16 protein-coding genes and 2 pseudogenes are annotated in these 17,387 nt (G+C 71.1%); 13 read left to right on the top strand and 5 right to left on the bottom strand.

The annotated features are described in order from the left end of the window. Positions 1-114 precede the first annotated feature (114 nt). Positions 115-1,563 carry an NAD(P)H-quinone dehydrogenase gene (locus ACIBNA_RS01480; protein WP_399163245.1) on the bottom strand — a complete coding sequence of 483 codons (1,449 nt, stop codon included), beginning with the start codon at positions 1,561-1,563 and terminating at the stop codon, positions 115-117. Positions 1,564-1,658: 95 nt separating this feature from the next. On the opposite strand from ACIBNA_RS01480, the gene ACIBNA_RS01475 reads away from it, so the two are divergent. The 4 genes from ACIBNA_RS01475 to ACIBNA_RS01460 all read left to right on the top strand — a co-directional run bounded on the left by ACIBNA_RS01475 (position 1,659) and on the right by ACIBNA_RS01460 (position 6,630). Next, positions 1,659-2,096, top strand: coding sequence for a gamma-glutamylcyclotransferase (locus tag ACIBNA_RS01475; protein ID WP_274818823.1), 438 nt, complete (start codon positions 1,659-1,661; stop codon positions 2,094-2,096). Positions 2,097-2,189: 93 nt separating this feature from the next. Next, the gene (locus ACIBNA_RS01470) at positions 2,190-3,014 is read left to right on the top strand and encodes a purine-nucleoside phosphorylase (protein WP_020274367.1); all 825 of its coding nucleotides are present in this window, start codon (positions 2,190-2,192) and stop codon (positions 3,012-3,014) included. 353 nt (positions 3,015-3,367) lie between these two features. Beyond that, positions 3,368-5,020: a phospho-sugar mutase gene (locus ACIBNA_RS01465; protein ID WP_399163244.1), complete on the top strand. Its 1,653-nt coding sequence runs from the start codon at positions 3,368-3,370 to the stop codon at positions 5,018-5,020. A 362-nt stretch (positions 5,021-5,382) separates the two neighbouring features. Then, positions 5,383-6,630 (top strand): RNA-guided endonuclease InsQ/TnpB family protein, encoded by a 1,248-nt coding sequence (locus ACIBNA_RS01460; protein WP_399163243.1) that lies wholly within the window; start codon positions 5,383-5,385, stop codon positions 6,628-6,630. A gap of 2 nt (positions 6,631-6,632) precedes the next feature. Here the strand turns inward: ACIBNA_RS01460 and ACIBNA_RS01455 are convergent. Both ACIBNA_RS01455 and ACIBNA_RS01450 read right to left on the bottom strand, forming a co-directional pair. After that, positions 6,633-6,913 (bottom strand): annotated as a pseudogene (locus ACIBNA_RS01455) (DUF6204 family protein); the annotation flags it as partial. Between the two features lie 147 nt (positions 6,914-7,060). Next, complete coding sequence (locus ACIBNA_RS01450; RefSeq protein ID WP_399163242.1) at positions 7,061-7,765, bottom strand: PH domain-containing protein; 705 nt, start codon at positions 7,763-7,765, stop codon at positions 7,061-7,063. A gap of 102 nt (positions 7,766-7,867) precedes the next feature. Between ACIBNA_RS01450 and deoC the strand changes: the two genes are divergently transcribed. From deoC to ACIBNA_RS01435, 3 genes are read left to right on the top strand one after another with little or no spacing between them, the layout of a single operon-like run. Next, a complete protein-coding gene (gene deoC / locus ACIBNA_RS01445; RefSeq protein WP_399163241.1) occupies positions 7,868-8,830 on the top strand; it encodes a deoxyribose-phosphate aldolase in 963 nt (320 codons plus the stop codon). Positions 8,831-8,850: 20 nt separating this feature from the next. Further along, positions 8,851-10,287, top strand: a complete 1,437-nt coding sequence (locus ACIBNA_RS01440; RefSeq protein ID WP_399163240.1) for an aldehyde dehydrogenase family protein — start codon at positions 8,851-8,853, stop codon at positions 10,285-10,287. Further along, entirely contained in the window at positions 10,280-11,164 is an 885-nt protein-coding gene (locus ACIBNA_RS01435) for an aldehyde dehydrogenase family protein (protein ID WP_399163239.1), read from the top strand. Before ACIBNA_RS01440 ends, ACIBNA_RS01435 begins: the two co-directional genes overlap by 8 nt. A gap of 139 nt (positions 11,165-11,303) precedes the next feature. Here ACIBNA_RS01435 and ACIBNA_RS01430 read toward each other — a convergent pair. Continuing rightward, a pseudogene (locus tag ACIBNA_RS01430) lies at positions 11,304-11,585 on the bottom strand (hypothetical protein). A 55-nt stretch (positions 11,586-11,640) separates the two neighbouring features. Between ACIBNA_RS01430 and ACIBNA_RS01425 the strand changes: the two are divergent. Next, positions 11,641-12,345 carry a uridine kinase gene (locus ACIBNA_RS01425; RefSeq protein WP_399163238.1) on the top strand — a complete coding sequence of 235 codons (705 nt, stop codon included), beginning with the start codon at positions 11,641-11,643 and terminating at the stop codon, positions 12,343-12,345. A 172-nt stretch (positions 12,346-12,517) separates the two neighbouring features. On the opposite strand, the gene ACIBNA_RS01420 is transcribed toward ACIBNA_RS01425, so the two are convergent. Beyond that, positions 12,518-13,273 (bottom strand): SigE family RNA polymerase sigma factor, encoded by a 756-nt coding sequence (locus ACIBNA_RS01420; protein WP_399163237.1) that lies wholly within the window; start codon positions 13,271-13,273, stop codon positions 12,518-12,520. 237 nt (positions 13,274-13,510) lie between these two features. Between ACIBNA_RS01420 and afsQ1 the strand changes: the two genes are divergently transcribed. The 5 genes from afsQ1 (at position 13,511) to ACIBNA_RS01395 (ending at position 17,367) form a co-directional block, all read left to right on the top strand. Further along, positions 13,511-14,188, top strand: coding sequence for a two-component system response regulator AfsQ1 (gene afsQ1, locus ACIBNA_RS01415; RefSeq protein WP_010048893.1), 678 nt, complete (start codon positions 13,511-13,513; stop codon positions 14,186-14,188). Continuing rightward, positions 14,185-15,792 carry an ATP-binding protein gene (locus ACIBNA_RS01410; RefSeq protein ID WP_399163236.1) on the top strand — a complete coding sequence of 536 codons (1,608 nt, stop codon included), beginning with the start codon at positions 14,185-14,187 and terminating at the stop codon, positions 15,790-15,792. Before afsQ1 ends, ACIBNA_RS01410 begins: the two co-directional genes overlap by 4 nt. Beyond that, complete coding sequence (locus tag ACIBNA_RS01405) at positions 15,792-16,409, top strand: hypothetical protein (RefSeq protein ID WP_399163235.1); 618 nt, start codon at positions 15,792-15,794, stop codon at positions 16,407-16,409. The genes ACIBNA_RS01410 and ACIBNA_RS01405 overlap by 1 nt, the downstream gene beginning before the upstream one ends. A 95-nt stretch (positions 16,410-16,504) precedes the next feature. Continuing rightward, positions 16,505-17,089, top strand: a complete 585-nt coding sequence (locus ACIBNA_RS01400; RefSeq protein ID WP_399163234.1) for a VanZ family protein — start codon at positions 16,505-16,507, stop codon at positions 17,087-17,089. Between the two features lie 65 nt (positions 17,090-17,154). Then, positions 17,155-17,367, top strand: a complete 213-nt coding sequence (locus ACIBNA_RS01395) for a PspC domain-containing protein (RefSeq protein ID WP_399163233.1) — start codon at positions 17,155-17,157, stop codon at positions 17,365-17,367. Positions 17,368-17,387 lie beyond the last annotated feature (20 nt).

The following is a 17,387-nucleotide window of genomic DNA, read 5'->3' as shown; positions in this document are numbered from 1 at the left end:
TAGCAGAAGATGTTCGCACGGAGCTGCGGGAAGTGGTATAGGACCTAGTCCGCCCGCCTATGCCGTACGCATGGTCGAACACGCCCCGTGACCAGCGAGGAGCCGGATCCGGCCTCAGCCCTCGCCGGTGTCCTTCCGGGTGTGCAACTGCCGTGCCACTTCGGCGATCGAGCCCGACAACGAGGGATAGACGGTGAAGGCGTTCGCAATCTGTTCGACTGTCAGATTGTTGTCGACCGCGATCGAGATGGGGTGGATCAGTTCCGAGGCGCGCGGCGCCACGACCACACCGCCGACCACGATCCCGGTCCCCGGCCGGCAGAAGATCTTGACGAAGCCGTCGCGGATGCCCTGCATCTTCGCGCGCGGGTTGCGCAGCAGCGGCAGCTTCACGACCCTGGCGTCGATCTTCCCGCCGTCGACGTCGGCCTGGGTGTAGCCGACGGTGGCGATCTCCGGGTCGGTGAAGACGTTCGAGGAGACGGTCTTCAGGTTCAGCGGGGCCACGGCATCGCCCAGGAAGTGGTACATGGCGATACGTCCCTGCATGGCGGCCACGGAGGCGAGGGCGAACACGCCCGTCACGTCACCGGCCGCGTACACGCCCGGGGCGGTCGTACGCGACACCTTGTCGGTCCAGATGTGACCGGACTCGCGCAGCCTGACCCCGGCCTCCTCCAGCCCCATGCCCGAGCTGTTGGGCACGGCACCGACGGCCATGAGGCAGTGCGACCCGGTGATGACCCGCCCGTCGGAGAGGGTCACCTCGACCCGGTCTCCGACCCGCTTGGCGGACTGCGCCCGGGTACGCCCCATGACGTTCATTCCGCGCCGCCGGAAGACCTCCTCCAGCACGGCGGCCGCGTCCGGGTCCTCACCGGGCAGCACCCGGTCCCGCGACGACACGAGCGTCACCTTCGACCCCAGCGCCTGATAGGCGCCGGCGAACTCGGCACCGGTCACACCCGACCCGACCACGATCAACTCCTCGGGGAGCTCGTCGAGGTCGTAGACCTGGGTCCAGTTCAGGATCCGCTCACCGTCCGGCAGGGCGTCGGGCAGCTCACGGGGGTGCCCGCCGGTGGCGATGAGCACCGCGTCGGCCGTGAGGGTCTCTTCACTCCCGTCGGCGGCGCGCACCACGACCTTCCGCGACCCGTCGAGCGCCTGCATGCCCTCCAGCCGCCCGCGCCCGCGCAGCACACGCGCCCCGGCACGCGTCACGGAGGCCGTGATGTCGTGCGACTGGGCGAGCGCGAGCCGCTTCACACGCCGGTTGACCTTCCCCAGGTCGACCCCGACCACCCGGGCACTCTGCTCCAGGGGCGGGGTGTCGTCCGCGACGATGATCCCCAGCTCCTCGTACGAGGAGTCGAAGGTGGTCATCACCTCGGCCGTGGCGATGAGGGTCTTGGACGGCACGCAGTCGGTCAGCACCGACGCACCGCCCAGACCGTCGCAGTCGACGACGGTCACCTCCGCACCGAGTTGGGCGCCCACCAGGGCCGCTTCGTATCCGCCGGGTCCGCCACCGATGATCACGATCCGAGTCACGTACTCCATTGTCCCGCACGCCTCAACGTGGCACCGCCCCGGGGCCCGCCCGATGCGGCTCCGTTACGCGAGTGACCCCGGGGCACCTGCCGTACGCTCTCCTCATGTCGCTCTACGCCGCGTACGCCGGCAACCTCGACGCGCGGCTGATGTCCCGCCGCGCCCCGCACTCGCCGCTGCGCGCCACCGGCTGGCTGAACGGGTGGCGGCTGACCTTCGGCGGCGAGCACATGGGCTGGGAGGGCGCCCTGCCGACGATCGTCGAGGACCCCGTCTGCCAGGTCTTCGTCGCGCTGTACGAGATCGCCCCCATGGACGAGGAGTCGCTCGACCGCTGGGAGGGCGTGGGGCTCGACATCTACCGCCGTACGCGCGTACGGGTCCACACCCTGGAGGGTGACGAGCAGGCGTGGGCCTTCGCCCTCAACGCCTACGAGGGCGGCCTGCCCTCCGCCCGCAACCTGGGCGAGATCGCCGACGCGGCGGAATCGGCCGGCGCCCCCCACGACTACGTGATGGAACTCCGCAAGCGCCCCTGCTGACCCCCTTGTCGTCGGAAACGACAAGACAACGATCGCCACCCCGTGAGCTCCGCCATCTACGCGCGTAGGCAATCACCGGCTACCCTCGTCGGCGTGAACGCATCTCTTCTTCCGGACGACATCCAGGGCGACCCCCACGCCGCCGCCGACGCCGCCGCGGCCCGCCTGCGCGAACTCACGGGCGCCGAGACCCACGACGTCGCCCTCGTGATGGGCTCCGGCTGGGCCCCGGCCGTGGACGCCCTCGGCGCCCCCGAGGCAGAGCTCCAGGTCACCGAGCTGCCCGGCTTCCCGCCGCCGGCGGTCGAGGGCCACGGAGGCAAGATCCGCTCGTACCGGATCGGCAACAAGCGCGCCCTCGTCTTCCTCGGCCGCACGCACTACTACGAGGGCCGCGGCGTGGCAGCCGTCGCCCACGGTGTCCGCACCGCCGTGTCGGCCGGCTGCAAGACGATCGTCCTCACCAACGGCTGCGGCGGCCTGCGCGAGGGCATGCGCCCCGGCCAGCCGGTCCTGATCAGCGACCACATCAACCTCACGGCGACGTCCCCGATCATCGGGGCCAACTTCGTCGACCTCACCGACCTCTACTCCCCGCGCCTGCGGGCCCTGTGCAAGGAGGTCGACCCCACCCTGGAGGAGGGCGTCTACGCCCAGTTCCCCGGCCCGCACTACGAGACACCGGCCGAGATCCGCATGGCCCGGGTCATCGGGGCGGACCTGGTGGGCATGTCGACGGTCCTGGAGGCGATCGCCGCGCGCGAGGCGGGTGCGGAGGTCCTGGGCATCTCCCTGGTGACGAACCTGGCCGCGGGGATGACCGGGGAGCCCCTCAACCACGAAGAGGTCCTCCAGGCCGGCCGCGACTCCGCGACGAGGATGGGCTCACTGCTCGCGCAGGTCCTGGGACGCCTGTAGGCAACCCGGCGTCGCTGCTGAAGCCGGGTGGGCCCGCAACCCGGCGGAGCGGGGTGCCGCTGCGGACCCACCAGTGCCGCCCCAAGCGGCACGACTGCCCGCAGCTGAGCGGACCCGCACCCGCCGGCGCAGGGAAGGGGACGTGTCGGGGGGTGTCCGCCCGCAGCGGTTGGCGCGTCGACGGACGGTTAGTCGGTATCCGACCCCATCGCGCCGTTCCGAGGACGGACGCCCCCGGCACGGCCCCGCCCCACAGCCCGCGCGTAGGCGCGAGACGAGCCCTCACCGAAGCCGCACACGCCGCCGCAGGCATCCCCCGGCACCCACCCACAACCGAGAGGCTGACACAGACCGTGCACGACGAACTCATCGCACAGGCCCAGGCGTGGCTCACCGAGGACCCCGACCCGGACACCCGCACCGAGCTCGCCCGCCTCATCGACGCCCAGGACCACACCGAACTCGCCGCCCGCTTCAGCGGCACCCTCCAGTTCGGCACCGCCGGCCTCCGCGGCGAACTCGGCGCCGGCCCCATGCGCATGAACAGCTCGGTCGTCATCCGCGCGGCCGCCGGCCTCGCCGCTTACCTCAAGAAGCAGGGTCCCCCTCAGAGCGAAGGGGGTGCCGGCCTCGTCGTCATCGGCTACGACGCCCGCCACAAGTCGGCCGACTTCGCCCGCGACACCGCCGCCGTCATGACCGGCGCCGGCCTCCGCGCCGCCGTCCTCCCCCGACCCCTCCCCACCCCCGTCCTCGCCTTCGCGATAAGGCACCTCGGCGCGGTCGCCGGCGTAGAGGTCACCGCCAGCCACAACCCGCCCCGCGACAACGGCTACAAGGTCTACCTCGGCGACGGCTCGCAGATCGTCCCCCCGGCGGACATCGACATCGCGGCAGAGATCGCCGCCATCCCGTCCCTGACCACCGTCCGACGCCCCACCGAAGGCTGGGACACCCTCGACGACAGCGTCCTCGACGCCTACCTCGCCCGCACCGACGCCGTACTCGCCAAGGATTCCCCCCGCACCGCCCGCACGGTGTACACGGCGATGCACGGCGTGGGCAAGGACGTCCTCCTCGCCGCCTTCGCCCGCGCCGGCTTCCCGGAACCGGCCCTCGTCACGGAACAGGCAGAGCCCGACCCGGACTTCCCGACCGTCGCGTTCCCCAACCCGGAGGAGCCCGGCGCGATGGACCTGGCGTTCGCGAAGGCCCGCACGACCACTCCCGCCCCCGACCTGATCATCGCCAACGACCCCGACGCGGACCGCTGCGCCGTCGCCGTGCGGGACGGCGACGACTGGCGCATGCTCCGCGGCGACGAGGTCGGCGCCCTCCTCGCCGCCCACCTGGTCCGCCGCGGAGCGACCGGCACCTTCGCGGAGTCGATCGTCTCGTCCTCCCTCCTCGGTCGTATCGCCGAGAAGGCAGGCCTCCCCCACGTCGAGACCCTCACCGGCTTCAAGTGGATCGCCCGCGCCGAGGGCCTGCGCTACGGCTACGAGGAGGCCCTCGGCTACTGCGTCGACCCGGACGGCGTACGCGACAAGGACGGCATCACGGCAGCGCTCCTGATCACGGAACTGGCCTCGCACCTCAAGGAGGAGGGCCGCACCCTCCTCGACCTCCTCGACGACCTGGCCGTGGAACACGGCCTGCACGCCACGGACCAGCTCTCGGTCCGCGTCGAGGACCTCTCCCTCATCGCGGCCGCGATGCGCCGCCTGCGCGAACAGCCCCCCACCCGACTCGCCGGCCTGCCGATCACCCGCACCGACGACCTCACCCGGGGCACGGACACCCTCCCGCCCACCGACGGCCTGCGCTACACCCTCGACGGCGCCCGGGTGATCGTCCGCCCGAGCGGCACGGAGCCGAAGCTGAAGTGCTACCTGGAGGTCGTGGTCCCGGTCGCGACCCACGCCGACCTCCCCGCGGCCCGCGCACAGGCGACGGACCTACTGGAGTCGATCAAGCGCGACCTGTCGGCGGCGGCAGGCATCTGACGGCACCCGCGGCACCCGCATTCACACCCGCGCCCGCGACAACCGCCCCCACGACGACTCAGGAACTCTTCCGGGCAGCCTCACGACGCTGCCGCTTGCCCAGGGGCGCCTGGGAGAGGTCCTCGGCCGATGACTTCAGCCTGTTCTTGCGAGGAACCCCGGGGCTTCAGCCCCGGGAGTAATCGCATCTTCGGGCTCGCGGCGCGGAGCGCCGCGGTATCGCTGTGTCTGCCCGGCCGCGTAGCGGCCGGGTATCACTCGGGACCCGGCGCGTCAGGACAAGGTGCGCGCGGGTCACTCGATGGGGTGAGCGGTGGGGAACATGTGGCGGGGTGTCGTGCGGGTGTCTACGATCGCTGATCGTGAAGCTGGTGGTGCAGGTCAGGCTGCTGCCGACGGCCGTGCAGGCGGCGGCTCTGGAGGCGACCCTGCATGCCTGCAATGAGGCTGCCACCTGGGTGAGCGGGGTCGCCTTCGAGCGTGGGGAGTTCAAGAACTTCGCTCTGCGCAAGCTCACCTACGAGCAGGTCAAGTCGCGTTGGAACCTGGGTGCTCAGGCGGCCCAGCACACGATCAAGAAGACCTGTGACGCGTATGCCACGCTGAAGGCGAACCTGAGGGCGGGCCGTCTGGGTCGTCCCGGCTCAGCGCGCTACCGCCGTGCCACGCGGAAGCCCGTTGCCTTCCGCCCCTTTGGTGCTCAGCCCTATGACGACCGGATGCTGTCGTGGCAGATCGCCGGGCGGACGGTGTCGGTCTGGACCACCGGCGAGCGGATGAAGAACGTGGCTTTCACGGCATCTGTCGAGCAGCTGGCCACGCTCGCGCTGTACCGCAGGGGCGAGTCCGATCTCGTGCACAGGGACGGCATGTGGTTCCTGAACGCCACGTGCGACGTCCCCGAGGCTGAGCCGAACACAGATCCGGTGGACTTCCTCGGTATCGACCTGGGCATTGTGAACATCGCCACCACCTCGGACGGCGAGATCATGGCCGGGCGTGAGCTCAACCGGATCCGGGTCCGCGAGCGCGGCCTGCGCACCAAGCTCCAGAAGAAGAACACGCCCTCTGCAAGGCGGCGGCTGAAGAAACGCCGCCGTAAGGAAGCACGGCGGGCGAAGGACATCAACCACAAGATCGCGAAGCATGTGGTGGCCGAGGCTGAACGCACCGGTCGGGGAATCGCCCTTGAAGACCTCACGGGCATCCGCGAGCGGGTACGGCTGAGGAAGCCCCAACGGGCCGCCCACACCAGCTGGTCCTTTCACCAGCTGGGGCAGTTCATCACGTACAAGGCCCGCAAGGCCGGGGTCCCGGTCGTGCACGTCGATCCGGCGTACACCTCCCGTATCTGTGCCGAGTGCGGTCACATCGACAGGGCGAACCGGGTCTCCCAGGCCTGGTTCGCGTGCCGGTCCTGCGGCGTCGTTGCGCACGCGGACCGGAACGGCTCCCGCAACATCCGCGCCCGCGCGTGGGAGTTGTGGCGACGCGGGGCCCAGTCAACGGCCCCAGCCCCACCGCGAAGTCGGCCGGAGGGGCAGGACGCAAACGCAGAACCACAGCCAGTGGCGCCCGTTGTGCAAGCCCGTCGCTTTAGCGACGGGTAGTTGACGTTCTTGTGGCCGTACCCGCGCTGGTCCAGCCAGGCCCGCGCGGCCTCCTCGGCCCGCTCGGTCGCCTCGAGGATGTCCTCCTCCGCCTCCCCGGAGTCCAGGTAGCGGAAGGTGAAGGCGGGCCGCACGGCCACGTCGTACGTGAGGCTGCCCTCGGGCGTGAAGGCCGCGCGCAGCACGTCGTGCTCAGCGGCACGCTCCAGCAGCCCGGCCCGCTGCTCGGCGCTCAGCCCGTCGAAGACGCCACGCACGGTGACCCGAAGGTACGAGTACTCATCCCCCGAACGTAGGCGCCGGGGCCACCCCGGCTCCACAGATTTTCCGGGCACTCACCCACGACGACGAGGCCGCTGGACGAGCCGGCCGCCCGGCACTGACGGAACCGGCCCCCGGCGGCCCCCCACCAGGCCCCGGAGCCGACCCGTCAGCCCACCACCAGCAGAATCAACACCAACAGCGCCCCCGCAACCGCCGGCCCCACCACCTCGTAGGCCCACCGAACGGTCACCTCCCCCTGCGCCGTCTCCGCCCGGTGCCGCGCCTCGTGCAGCCCCCGCAGCTCATCCATGATCCGGTCGGTCTCCGCCCGCACGGGCCCGTCCGACACCGGGCCTCCACCAAGGCCCTGTCCCAGCCCCGCACGCATCCCGAGCGCACTGCCGCGCCCCTCGTCCCGGCCCATCTCCCGCCGCGCCTGCGCGGTCGCCCGCATCTCACTCCGGGCGGCCTTCTTGCGGGCGCGCAGCGAGACGGGGACGGCCCACAGCTGGTACTTCGCGCCGGACTCGGTGAGGACCTCGTTCGAGTAGGCGGACTTCAGCGAGGCGACCTGCCCCCAGGGCAGCACGATGACGCGGAACGGGTTGCGGATGCGCAGCCGGTCGTCGCCCGCGTACACCGCGGGCCGCAGCGTGAAGGCGACGACCAGCGGCACGATCAGGATCAGCACGGCGAGCGCCATCCACGGCGTGCGCCCCTCGCCCGAGATCACCGCGTCGATGCCGAGCCACCCGGCGATGGCGAGCAGCAGCACGCCACCGGCGATGGCCGGAACCGACCGGTACACCCGGTCCTTGGACTCGGGCTCCGGAGGCTGCGGCGCGGGCGACTGGGACTCGGGGCTCGTCATGCCTCGATTCTGCCGGACCGTATGCCGGCCACCCTCACCCCACCCGAGCAAACCCGGGGGCTGTACAGCCGCTACGCGCGTAGATATGCTCGTCTGGTGACCATGCCCAGTTCTGCACTCACCGCAGCTCACCCCCTCAAGGACGTCACCGCGTCCGACAGCGCGCTGCGCCGCTTCCTCCACGGGCTCCCCGGCGTCGACGCGGTCGGTCTGGAGGGGCGTGCGGCCTCCCTCGGTACCCGTTCGATCAAGACGACCGCGAAGGCCTACGCCATCGACCTCGCCATCTCGATGGTCGACCTGACGACGCTGGAAGGCGCGGACACCCCGGGCAAGGTCCGGGCGCTCGGCGCGAAGGCGGTCCGGCCCGACCCGACCGACCGTACGACGCCCACGACGGCCGCGGTCTGCGTCTACCCCGACATGGTGGCCGTGGCCAAGGAGGCCGTCGCCGGCTCCGGCGTGAAGGTCGCCTCCGTCGCCACGGCGTTCCCGGCCGGCCGCGCCCCGCTCACCGTCAAGCTGGCCGACGTCCGCGAGGCCGTCGCCGCGGGCGCCGACGAGATCGACATGGTCATCGACCGCGGGGCGTTCCTCGCGGGCCGATACTTGAAGGTGTACGACGAGATCATCGCCGTGAAGGAGGCCTGCGGCACCTCCGCGCGCCTGAAGGTCATCTTCGAGACGGGCGAGCTGTCGACGTACGACAACATCCGCCGCGCGAGCTGGCTCGGGATGCTGGCCGGCGCGGACTTCATCAAGACGTCCACCGGAAAGGTCGCCGTCAACGCGACCCCGGCGAACACGCTCCTCATGCTGGAGGCGGTACGTGACTTCCGAGCACAGACCGGCATCCAGGTCGGCGTGAAGCCGGCCGGCGGCATCCGCACCTCCAAGGACGCCATCAAGTTCCTCGTCCTGGTCAACGAGACCGCCGGCGGGGACTGGCTGGACAACCACTGGTTCCGCTTCGGCGCCTCCTCGCTGCTGAACGACCTGCTGATGCAGCGCCAGAAGCTGGCCACCGGCCGCTACTCCGGCCCCGACTACGTGACGGTGGACTGAGCCCCATGAACAGGGAAAACGTGTCATCGGTATTCGAATACGCCCCGGCCCCAGAGTCTCGCTCGATCGTCGACATCGCGCCCTCGTACGGCCTGTTCATCGACGGCGAGTTCGTGGAGGCGACCGACGGCAAGGTCTTCAAGACGGTCTCGCCGAGCACCGAGGAGGTCCTCTCCGAGATCGCCCAGGCCGGCGAGGCGGACGTCGACCGCGCGGTGCAGGCCGCCCGCAAGGCCTTCGAGAAGTGGTCGGCGCTGCCCGGCTCGGAGCGCGCCAAGTACCTGTTCCGCATCGCGCGGATCATCCAGGAGCGCTCCCGCGAGCTCGCCGTCCTCGAAACCCTCGACAACGGCAAGCCGATCAAGGAGACCCGCGACGCGGACCTCCCCCTGGTCGCCGCGCACTTCTTCTACTACGCCGGCTGGGCCGACAAGCTCGACCACGCCGGCTTCGGCGCGAGCCCGCGGCCGCTGGGCGTGGCGGGCCAGGTCATCCCCTGGAACTTCCCGCTGCTGATGCTGGCGTGGAAGATCGCGCCCGCCCTCGCCACCGGCAACACGGTCGTGCTGAAGCCGGCCGAGACCACGCCCCTCTCGGCGCTCTTCTTCGCGGACATCTGCCGCCAGGCGGGCCTGCCGAAGGGGGTCGTCAACATCCTCCCCGGCTACGGCGGCACGGGCGCGGCGCTGGTGGCCCACCCGGACGTGAACAAGGTCGCCTTCACCGGCTCCACGGCCGTCGGCAAGGAGATCGCCCGCACGGTCGCCGGCACCCGCAAGAAGGTCACGCTCGAACTGGGCGGCAAGGGCGCCAACATCGTCTTCGACGACGCACCCGTGGACCAGGCCGTCGAGGGCATCGTCAACGGCATCTTCTTCAACCAGGGCCAGGTCTGCTGCGCGGGCAGCCGCCTGCTGGTCCAGGAGTCGATCCAGGACGAGCTGCTGGAGTCCCTGAAGCGGCGCTTGTCCACCCTCCGCCTCGGCGACCCCCTCGACAAGAACACCGACATCGGCGCGATCAACTCCGAGGAACAGCTCACGCGCATCACCTCCCTCGTCGACCAGGGCGAGGCGGAGGGCGCCGAGCGCTGGTCGCCGGCCTGCGAACTGCCCGAAAGCGGCTACTGGTTCGCCCCGACGCTCTTCACGAACGTCACCCAGGCGCACACCATCGCCCGCGACGAGATCTTCGGCCCGGTGCTGTCGGTCCTGACCTTCCGCACCCCGGACGAGGCGGTCGCCAAGGCCAACAACACGCCGTACGGCCTCTCCGCCGGCATCTGGACGGAGAAGGGCTCCCGCATCCTGGCGGTCGCGAACAAGCTCCGCGCGGGTGTCGTCTGGTCCAACACGTTCAACAAGTTCGACCCGACCTCGCCGTTCGGCGGTTACAAGGAGTCGGGCTTCGGCCGCGAGGGCGGCCGCCACGGCCTGGAGGCGTACCTCGATGTCTGATCGGCTCACCGTCCTGAAGACCTACAAGCTGTACGTCGGCGGGAAGTTCCCGCGTTCCGAGAGCGGCCGGGTGTACGAGGTGACGGACTCGAAGGGCAAGTGGCTGGCGAACGCGCCGCTGGCGAGCCGCAAGGACGCCCGTGACGCGGTAGTGGCCGCCCGCAAGGCGTTCGGCGGCTGGTCCGGCGCGACGGCGTACAACCGCGGCCAGGTCCTCTACCGCGTCGCGGAGATGCTGGAGGGCGGCCGCGACCAGTTCACGCGTGAGGTGGCCGACGCCGAGGGGCTGTCGAAGTCCAAGGCGGCGACGGTCGTGGACGCCACGATCGACCGCTGGGTCTGGTACGCGGGCTGGACCGACAAGATCGCCCAGGTGGTCGGCGGCGGCAACCCGGTGGCGGGTCCGTTCTTCAATCTCTCCTCCCCCGAGCCGACGGGCGTGGTCGCGGTCCTGGCCCCTCAGGAGTCGTCCTTCCTGGGCCTGGTGTCGGTGCTCGCCCCGGTGATCGCGACCGGCAACACGGCGGTCGTGGTGGCGAGCGAGAAGTCCCCGCTCCCCGCGCTGTCCCTCGCCGAGGTGCTGGCCACCTCGGACGTCCCCGGCGGCGTGGTCAACGTCCTGTCGGGCCGCACGGCGGAGATCGCGACCCCACTGGCAGCCCACCAGGACGTCAACGCGATCGACCTCGCGGGCGCCGACGAGGTCCTCGCGAAGGAACTGGAGATCGCCGCGGCCGACAACCTCAAGCGCGTCCTCCGTCCACAGCCTGTGGATTACACGGAGACTCCTGGCATCGACCGTCTGACGGCGTTCCTGGAGACCAAGACGGTCTGGCACCCCACGGGGTCACTGGGCGCGTCCGGTTCCTCGTACTAGACGCCCCTCACAGCGAAAAGCCCCGGCCCTCCTCCGTCCGGGAGGGCCGGGGCTTCTCTCGTGCGCGCTCGTCGCCGCACAAGCCCTACGGCGACAGCAGCCCCGCCGCCTGCCCCACCACCGGGATGCTCTCGATCGACTACGCCTGCGCCACCGGCCCCGTCAGCGCCCGGGGCGTCATCGGCTGGAAGTCGGCGAGCTTGGTGCCGACGCCGTTGTCGAGCGGGTCGACTCCGGTACTCGCGAGCGGGTTGGGCTTGAGGCCCGCGACCGGGCCGGTGACGTAGCCGAGCGTGCCGGTCGTGGCCTGGAGGCCGGACTGGGGTCGATCTTGCCGAGGGAGGTGGGGCGGGTGTTGACCATGCCCAGGGACCGAGTCGGTGTCCGCGGCGGCCGTCGCCGTACCCGCTCGCAGCGCCATTCCCGCGGTCGCGAGGACGGCCAGGGCACGATTCGACGCAAAAGGTAGTCGAGGTGTGACGCGCGCTTCAAAGGCGACCCGCGGGGTCGTGCGGCCCCCGATGGATGCCTCACACTGGTGTCCCGTGAGTTCCCCTCTGCCCATACCGACGCGAGTCGTGCTGCTCTGCGGCCCTTCCGGCTCCGGCAAGTCCCTCCTCGCGGCCCGCTCCGGCCTCCCGGTGCTGCGGCTCGACGACTTCTACAAGGAGGGCGACGACCCGACGCTGCCGCTGGTGGCGGGCAGTTCGGACATCGACTGGGACCATCCGGAGTCGTGGGACGCTGACACGGCCGTCGCCGCGATCACCCGGCTGTGCCGCTCGGGCCGTACGGACGTCCCCGTCTACGACATCGCACTCAGCGCCCGCACGGGCACGGAGACGGTGGACATCGGGCGGACCCCGCTGTTCATCGCGGAGGGCATCTTCGCCGCGGAGATCGTCACGCGCTGCCAGGAGCTCGGCGTCCTCGCCGACGCGCTGTGCCTGAGCCGTGGCCCGGTGAAGACGTTCCGCCGCCGCTTCCTGCGAGATCTGAAGGAGGGCCGCAAGTCGGTGCCGTTCCTGCTGCGCCGTGGCTGGCGTCTGATGCGTCAGGAGCGCTCGATCGTCGCCCGCCAGACCGCGCTGGGCGCTCATGCCTGCGACCGCGACGAGGCGATGGGGCGGCTGGCGGCCGCGGCGGCGGGCCGGTGCGCGAGCCTGCGTACAGCGGCCTGAGGGACGAACAGAGGAACAAAAGAAAGCGGGACCGGATGGACCCCCCTGCCCTCCAGTCCCGCTCTTGTGCTCCCCCGTTGTCCTCCCCCGAGTTCCCCCACTCTCCTGAGGAGACGCCCCCCAGCGTCTCCGCAGTTCCCCCGTGGGCCCCTTTTGGTGCTTCCCCCCAGCCTCAGGCGACGAGCTCGCCGAAGGCGTCCTCCTCGTCACGGCCGAAGCTGAGGACCTCGTCCTCGCGCAGCCGGCGGAGCGACCGCCAGATGCTGGACTTCACCGTGCCGACACTGATGTCGAGGATCTCCGCGATCTCCGGGTCCGTGCGGCCCTCGTAGTAGCGCAGGACCAGCATGGTGCGCTGGAGCTCGGGCAGCCGGGCCAGCGCCTGCCACAGGACCGCGCGCAGTTCCGTGCCGCGCATCGCGTCCGTGTCGCCGGGCGTCTCCGGCAGTTCCTCGGTCGGGTACTCGTTGAGCTTGCGGCGCCGCCAGGCGCTGATGTGCAGGTTGGTCATGGTGCGGCGGAGGTATCCGCCGACCGCCGCCTTGTCACTGATCCGGTCCCACGCCCTGTACGTCGAGAACAGCGCGCTCTGGAGCAGGTCCTCGGCCTCGAAGCGGTCTCCGGTGAGGTGGTAGGCGGTGGCGTACAGGGAGGCGCGGCGCTCCTGGACGTAGGCGGTGAACTCCGCCTCCGACAGCGAGCGGCGCTCCCCCGAGTCCTCCCTGTACGCAGCTCCCCCGTGAGCCGCCCCCGTCCCCTTGCTCTCCCCCGTGTGTGCGTCAACCACCGTCATGAACGCGGTGTGCTGACGCCCGGTGCCGCGAGCGCACCCCCGCCCGCTCACGGCACCGGACTTCTCGGAACCCCGGCTCACGTCGTGCAGACGCGTGATCACTGCGCTGGTGCTGGTGCCGTGCAGCGTGTTCATCTCGCGCCCCCCGTCGTGGACTTCCGGTGTGCGGCCCGCCGGCCGGGCGGGCTTTCCTGCTTGTGCCGAAAAGCTTGCCGCGGCACTTTCATGGCCGTGTCCGCCGACTGTCACAGACCTGTCACAGGGCTCGGCCACATGGCGGACACGCCTCGTACACAGGCGTCGGCGGTAGGTGCGGCGACCATCTCGGCCCACAGGTCGAACCCCGACCCCTCCATGGGCCAGAATGAGCCCGTGCCTTCCCTGTTGCTGATCGAGGACGACGACGCCATCCGGACGGCCCTGGAGCTCTCACTGACGCGCCAGGGTCACCGGGTGGCGACCGCTGCCAGTGGTGAGGACGGTCTGAAGCTGCTGCGCGAGCAGCGCCCGGATCTGATCGTGCTGGACGTGATGCTGCCCGGCATCGACGGGTTCGAGGTGTGCCGGCGCATCCGGCGCACGGACCAGTTGCCGATCATCCTGCTCACCGCGCGCAGCGACGACATCGACGTGGTCGTCGGGCTGGAGTCCGGCGCCGACGACTATGTCGTCAAGCCGGTGCAGGGGCGGGTGCTGGACGCCCGGATCCGGGCCGTGCTGCGGCGCGGCGAGCGGGAGTCCAACGACGCGGCGACGTTCGGCAGCCTCGTCATCGACCGCTCGGCGATGACCGTGACGAAGAACGGCGAGGACCTCCAGCTGACGCCGACCGAGCTGCGGCTGCTGCTGGAGCTGAGCCGGCGGCCGGGGCAGGCGCTGTCCCGGCAGCAGCTGCTGCGGCTGGTGTGGGAGCACGACTACCTGGGCGACTCGCGGCTGGTGGACGCCTGTGTCCAGCGGCTGCGCGCCAAGGTCGAGGACGTGCCGTCGTCCCCGACGCTGATCCGTACCGTGCGTGGTGTCGGCTACCGGCTGGATCCGCCTCAGTGACACAGCGGCACCACCAAGGGGGGGACCGCGGCTGGACCGCGGCGCGCAAGGGAGTTCTGTCGCGGCTGCGCTTCACGAGCCTGCGGCTGAGGCTGGTCGTCGTCTTCGGCCTGGTGGCGCTGACGGCCGCCGTGTCCGCGTCCGGCATCGCGTACTGGCTCAACCGCGAGGCCGTGCTCACTCGCGCCCAGGACGCAGTGCTGCGCGACTTCGAGCAGGAGATGCAGAACCGGGCGGGTGCGCTGCCCGAGCAGCCGACCCAGGACGAGCTCCAGCACACCGCGGGCCAGATGGCGGGCAGTGACCAGCGCTTCAGCGTGCTGCTGGTCGCGAGCAACGCCGACGGCAGGACCGTCTTCGGCAGCTCCGGCGGGCTGAGCGGCTTCTCGCTGCAGGACGTGCCGGTCTCGCTGCGCACGGCGGTGAACAAGACGCAGAAGGCCGACGGGGCCGACAAGCACCCGCACCACCTGTACTGGCAGCGGGTCGTCGACCACGACACGCCGTACCTCGTGGCCGGGACGCGGGTGATCGGCGGTGGTCCGACCGGGTACATGCTGAAGTCACTGGAGCCGGAGGCGAAGGATCTCAACTCGCTGGCCTGGTCGCTGGGGATCGCCACGGGGCTGGCACTGGTCGGCTCGGCGCTGCTCGCGCAGGCCGCCGCGACGACCGTGCTGAAGCCGGTGCAGCGGCTCGGGGCGGCCGCGCGGCGGCTCGGGGAGGGCAAGCTGGACACCCGGCTCCGGGTGTCCGGGACCGACGAACTCGCCGACCTGTCACGGACGTTCAACAAGGCGGCCGAGGCACTGGAGAAACGGGTCGCCGACATGGCCGCGCGGGACGAGGCGTCCCGGCGGTTCGTGGCCGACATGAGCCATGAGCTGCGTACGCCGCTCACCGCCATCACCGCCGTGACGGAGGTGCTGGAGGAGGAGCTGGAGGCGGAGACCGGCAGCATGGACCCGATGATCGAGCCCGCCGTCCGGCTGGTGGTCAGCGAGACGCGGCGGCTGAACGACCTGGTCGAGAACCTGATGGAGGTCACCCGCTTCGACGCGGGCACGGCCCGGCTCGTCCTGGACGACGTCGACATCGCCGACCAGATCACCGCGTGCATCGACGCCCGCGCCTGGCTGGACGCGGTCGAGCTGGACGCCGAGCGCGGCATCCACGCCCGCCTCGATCCGCGCCGTCTGGACGTCATCCTGGCCAACCTGATCGGCAACGCGCTCAAGCACGGCGGCTCCCCGGTGCGGGTGTCCGTCCGCGAGGCCGACGACTCGATCGTCATCGAGGTGCAGGACCACGGGCCCGGCATCCCCGAGGACGTCCTGCCGCACGTCTTCGACCGCTTCTACAAGGCCAGCGCCTCCCGGCCGCGCTCCGAGGGCAGCGGCCTGGGCCTGTCCATCGCCCTGGAGAACGCCCACATCCACGGCGGCGAGATCACCGCGGCCAACTCGCCCGACTCGGGCGCGGTGTTCACCCTGCGCCTCCCGCGCCACACCTACGCGCCGGGGGAACAGCCCGCCGAGGGCGAGCGGAAGCACGAGGACGACACCGCCCAGGACCGGGGCGAGGGCTCGAAGGGGGAGGCCTGATGACCACACGTCTCGTGTCCAGGGCCCGGGTCGGTGCCGTGTCCATGCTCGCCCTGCTGCTCGCCGGCTGCGGGATCCGGGCCACGGAGGTGCCGACGAACTTCGGGCCCGCGCCCTCGCGGGTGCGCTGTTCGCTCGCCGAGCCGGACGTGTCGAAGCAGACCGCCCGGGGGCTGCCGGTGCAGGTGTTCCTGCTGTGCGGGTCGTCGCTGGTGACCGTCGACCGGACCGTACGGGTCCCGGACGGCGCGGCCGACTCCGAGCGGCGCATGCTGGTGGCGCAGGGCCTTCTGGACCAGCTCGCGATGCGGCCGTCGCCCGCCGAGAAGGAGGCCGGCTACGGCACGGACGTACGCGGCGGCATCACCGTGGGCGGGGCACGGCCCGGCGATCCGGAGGACACGCTGCGGCTGAGCATGGCGCCGGACAGCCTCACCTCCTACGCCCTCGCCCAGATCGTCTGCACCTTCGCCGACTCGGCGGCCGCCGAGGGCGACGGCTCCGTGGTCCTGGGCGGCCCCGGCGCCGAGCCCCCGCGCCGCTGGGAGTGCACCGACGAGGTACGGGCCCGCCCGGGCAGCAAGGAACCGCCGTCCAAGGACGTGGCCGGGGAGTGAGCGGGCCGGGACTCCGCCGGGCTGTGGCGCATGCCTCACAGGCGTACCGGGGGCATCCAGGAACCGATTCCGCCGGAGGCCGCGTCTAGGGGGTCGTGCAGCGTCAAGGCTCCATCGGCGGCAGCGCCGCGTTCCGCATCCGTGTGACAGGAGGTGTCCTCCTCGTCGCACACCTCGCGTTCGTCGCCTGGTTCACGCTGCGGCCGCTGGACGTGCCCTGGGTGATGCCCGCCAATCTGCGGCCGTTCGACGGCATCCGGGCCGATCTCGCCCTGGGCTGGCCCGAGGCGGCCCGTCACATCGGCGAGAAGCTGGCCCTGCTCGCCCCGCTGGGCGTGCTGCTGCCCACCGTGAGCGGCAGACTGGTCGTCTCGCCGCTGGCGTCCCTGCTGCGCACCGTCACGGCCGGTGCCCTGCTGTCGCTGGGCATCGAACTGCTCCAGACCGGCGTTCCCGGTCAGGTCGTCGACGTCGACTCGCTGTTCCTGAACACCGCGGGCGTGGCCCTCGCGCATCTCGCGCTCGTCCCCGCCGGCCGCTCCTGGCTGCGCCGCCGCACCACCGCGCGCCCTCCCGGTACGCCCCTTCCCTCCGAGGAGCCGGCTCAGGGTCGGACCCCGACGATTCCCAGGGTCGGGATCGCCCCGTGGAGCGACGCTTTGCCCCCTTCGTCTCCGTAGCGTGGAGTGCAGATGGGGTACTCGGACGAGAGACCTCACACCGACGCCTCACGAAGGAGCCGCACATGTCCCGCCTCGCCCGTCCCACCCACGGCCGCATGATCGGCGGAGTGTGCGCCGCGCTGGCACAGCGCTTCGGCACCTCCGCGACGACGATGCGGGTGATCTTCCTGGTCTCCTGCCTGCTGCCCGGTCCGCAGTTCCTGCTGTACATCGCGATGTGGATCCTGCTGCCCTCGGAGAGCAAGGTGCAGAACAAGGCACAGACGGCCTGGTAACGACCTGTACGTGAAAACGC

Source organism: Streptomyces sp. NPDC050164, assembly GCF_044459945.1.
Classification (GTDB): domain Bacteria; phylum Actinomycetota; class Actinomycetes; order Streptomycetales; family Streptomycetaceae; genus Streptomyces; species Streptomyces coeruleorubidus_A.
Note: the sequence above shows the minus strand (reverse complement) of the source record. Positions and strands in the feature narration are given on the sequence as shown.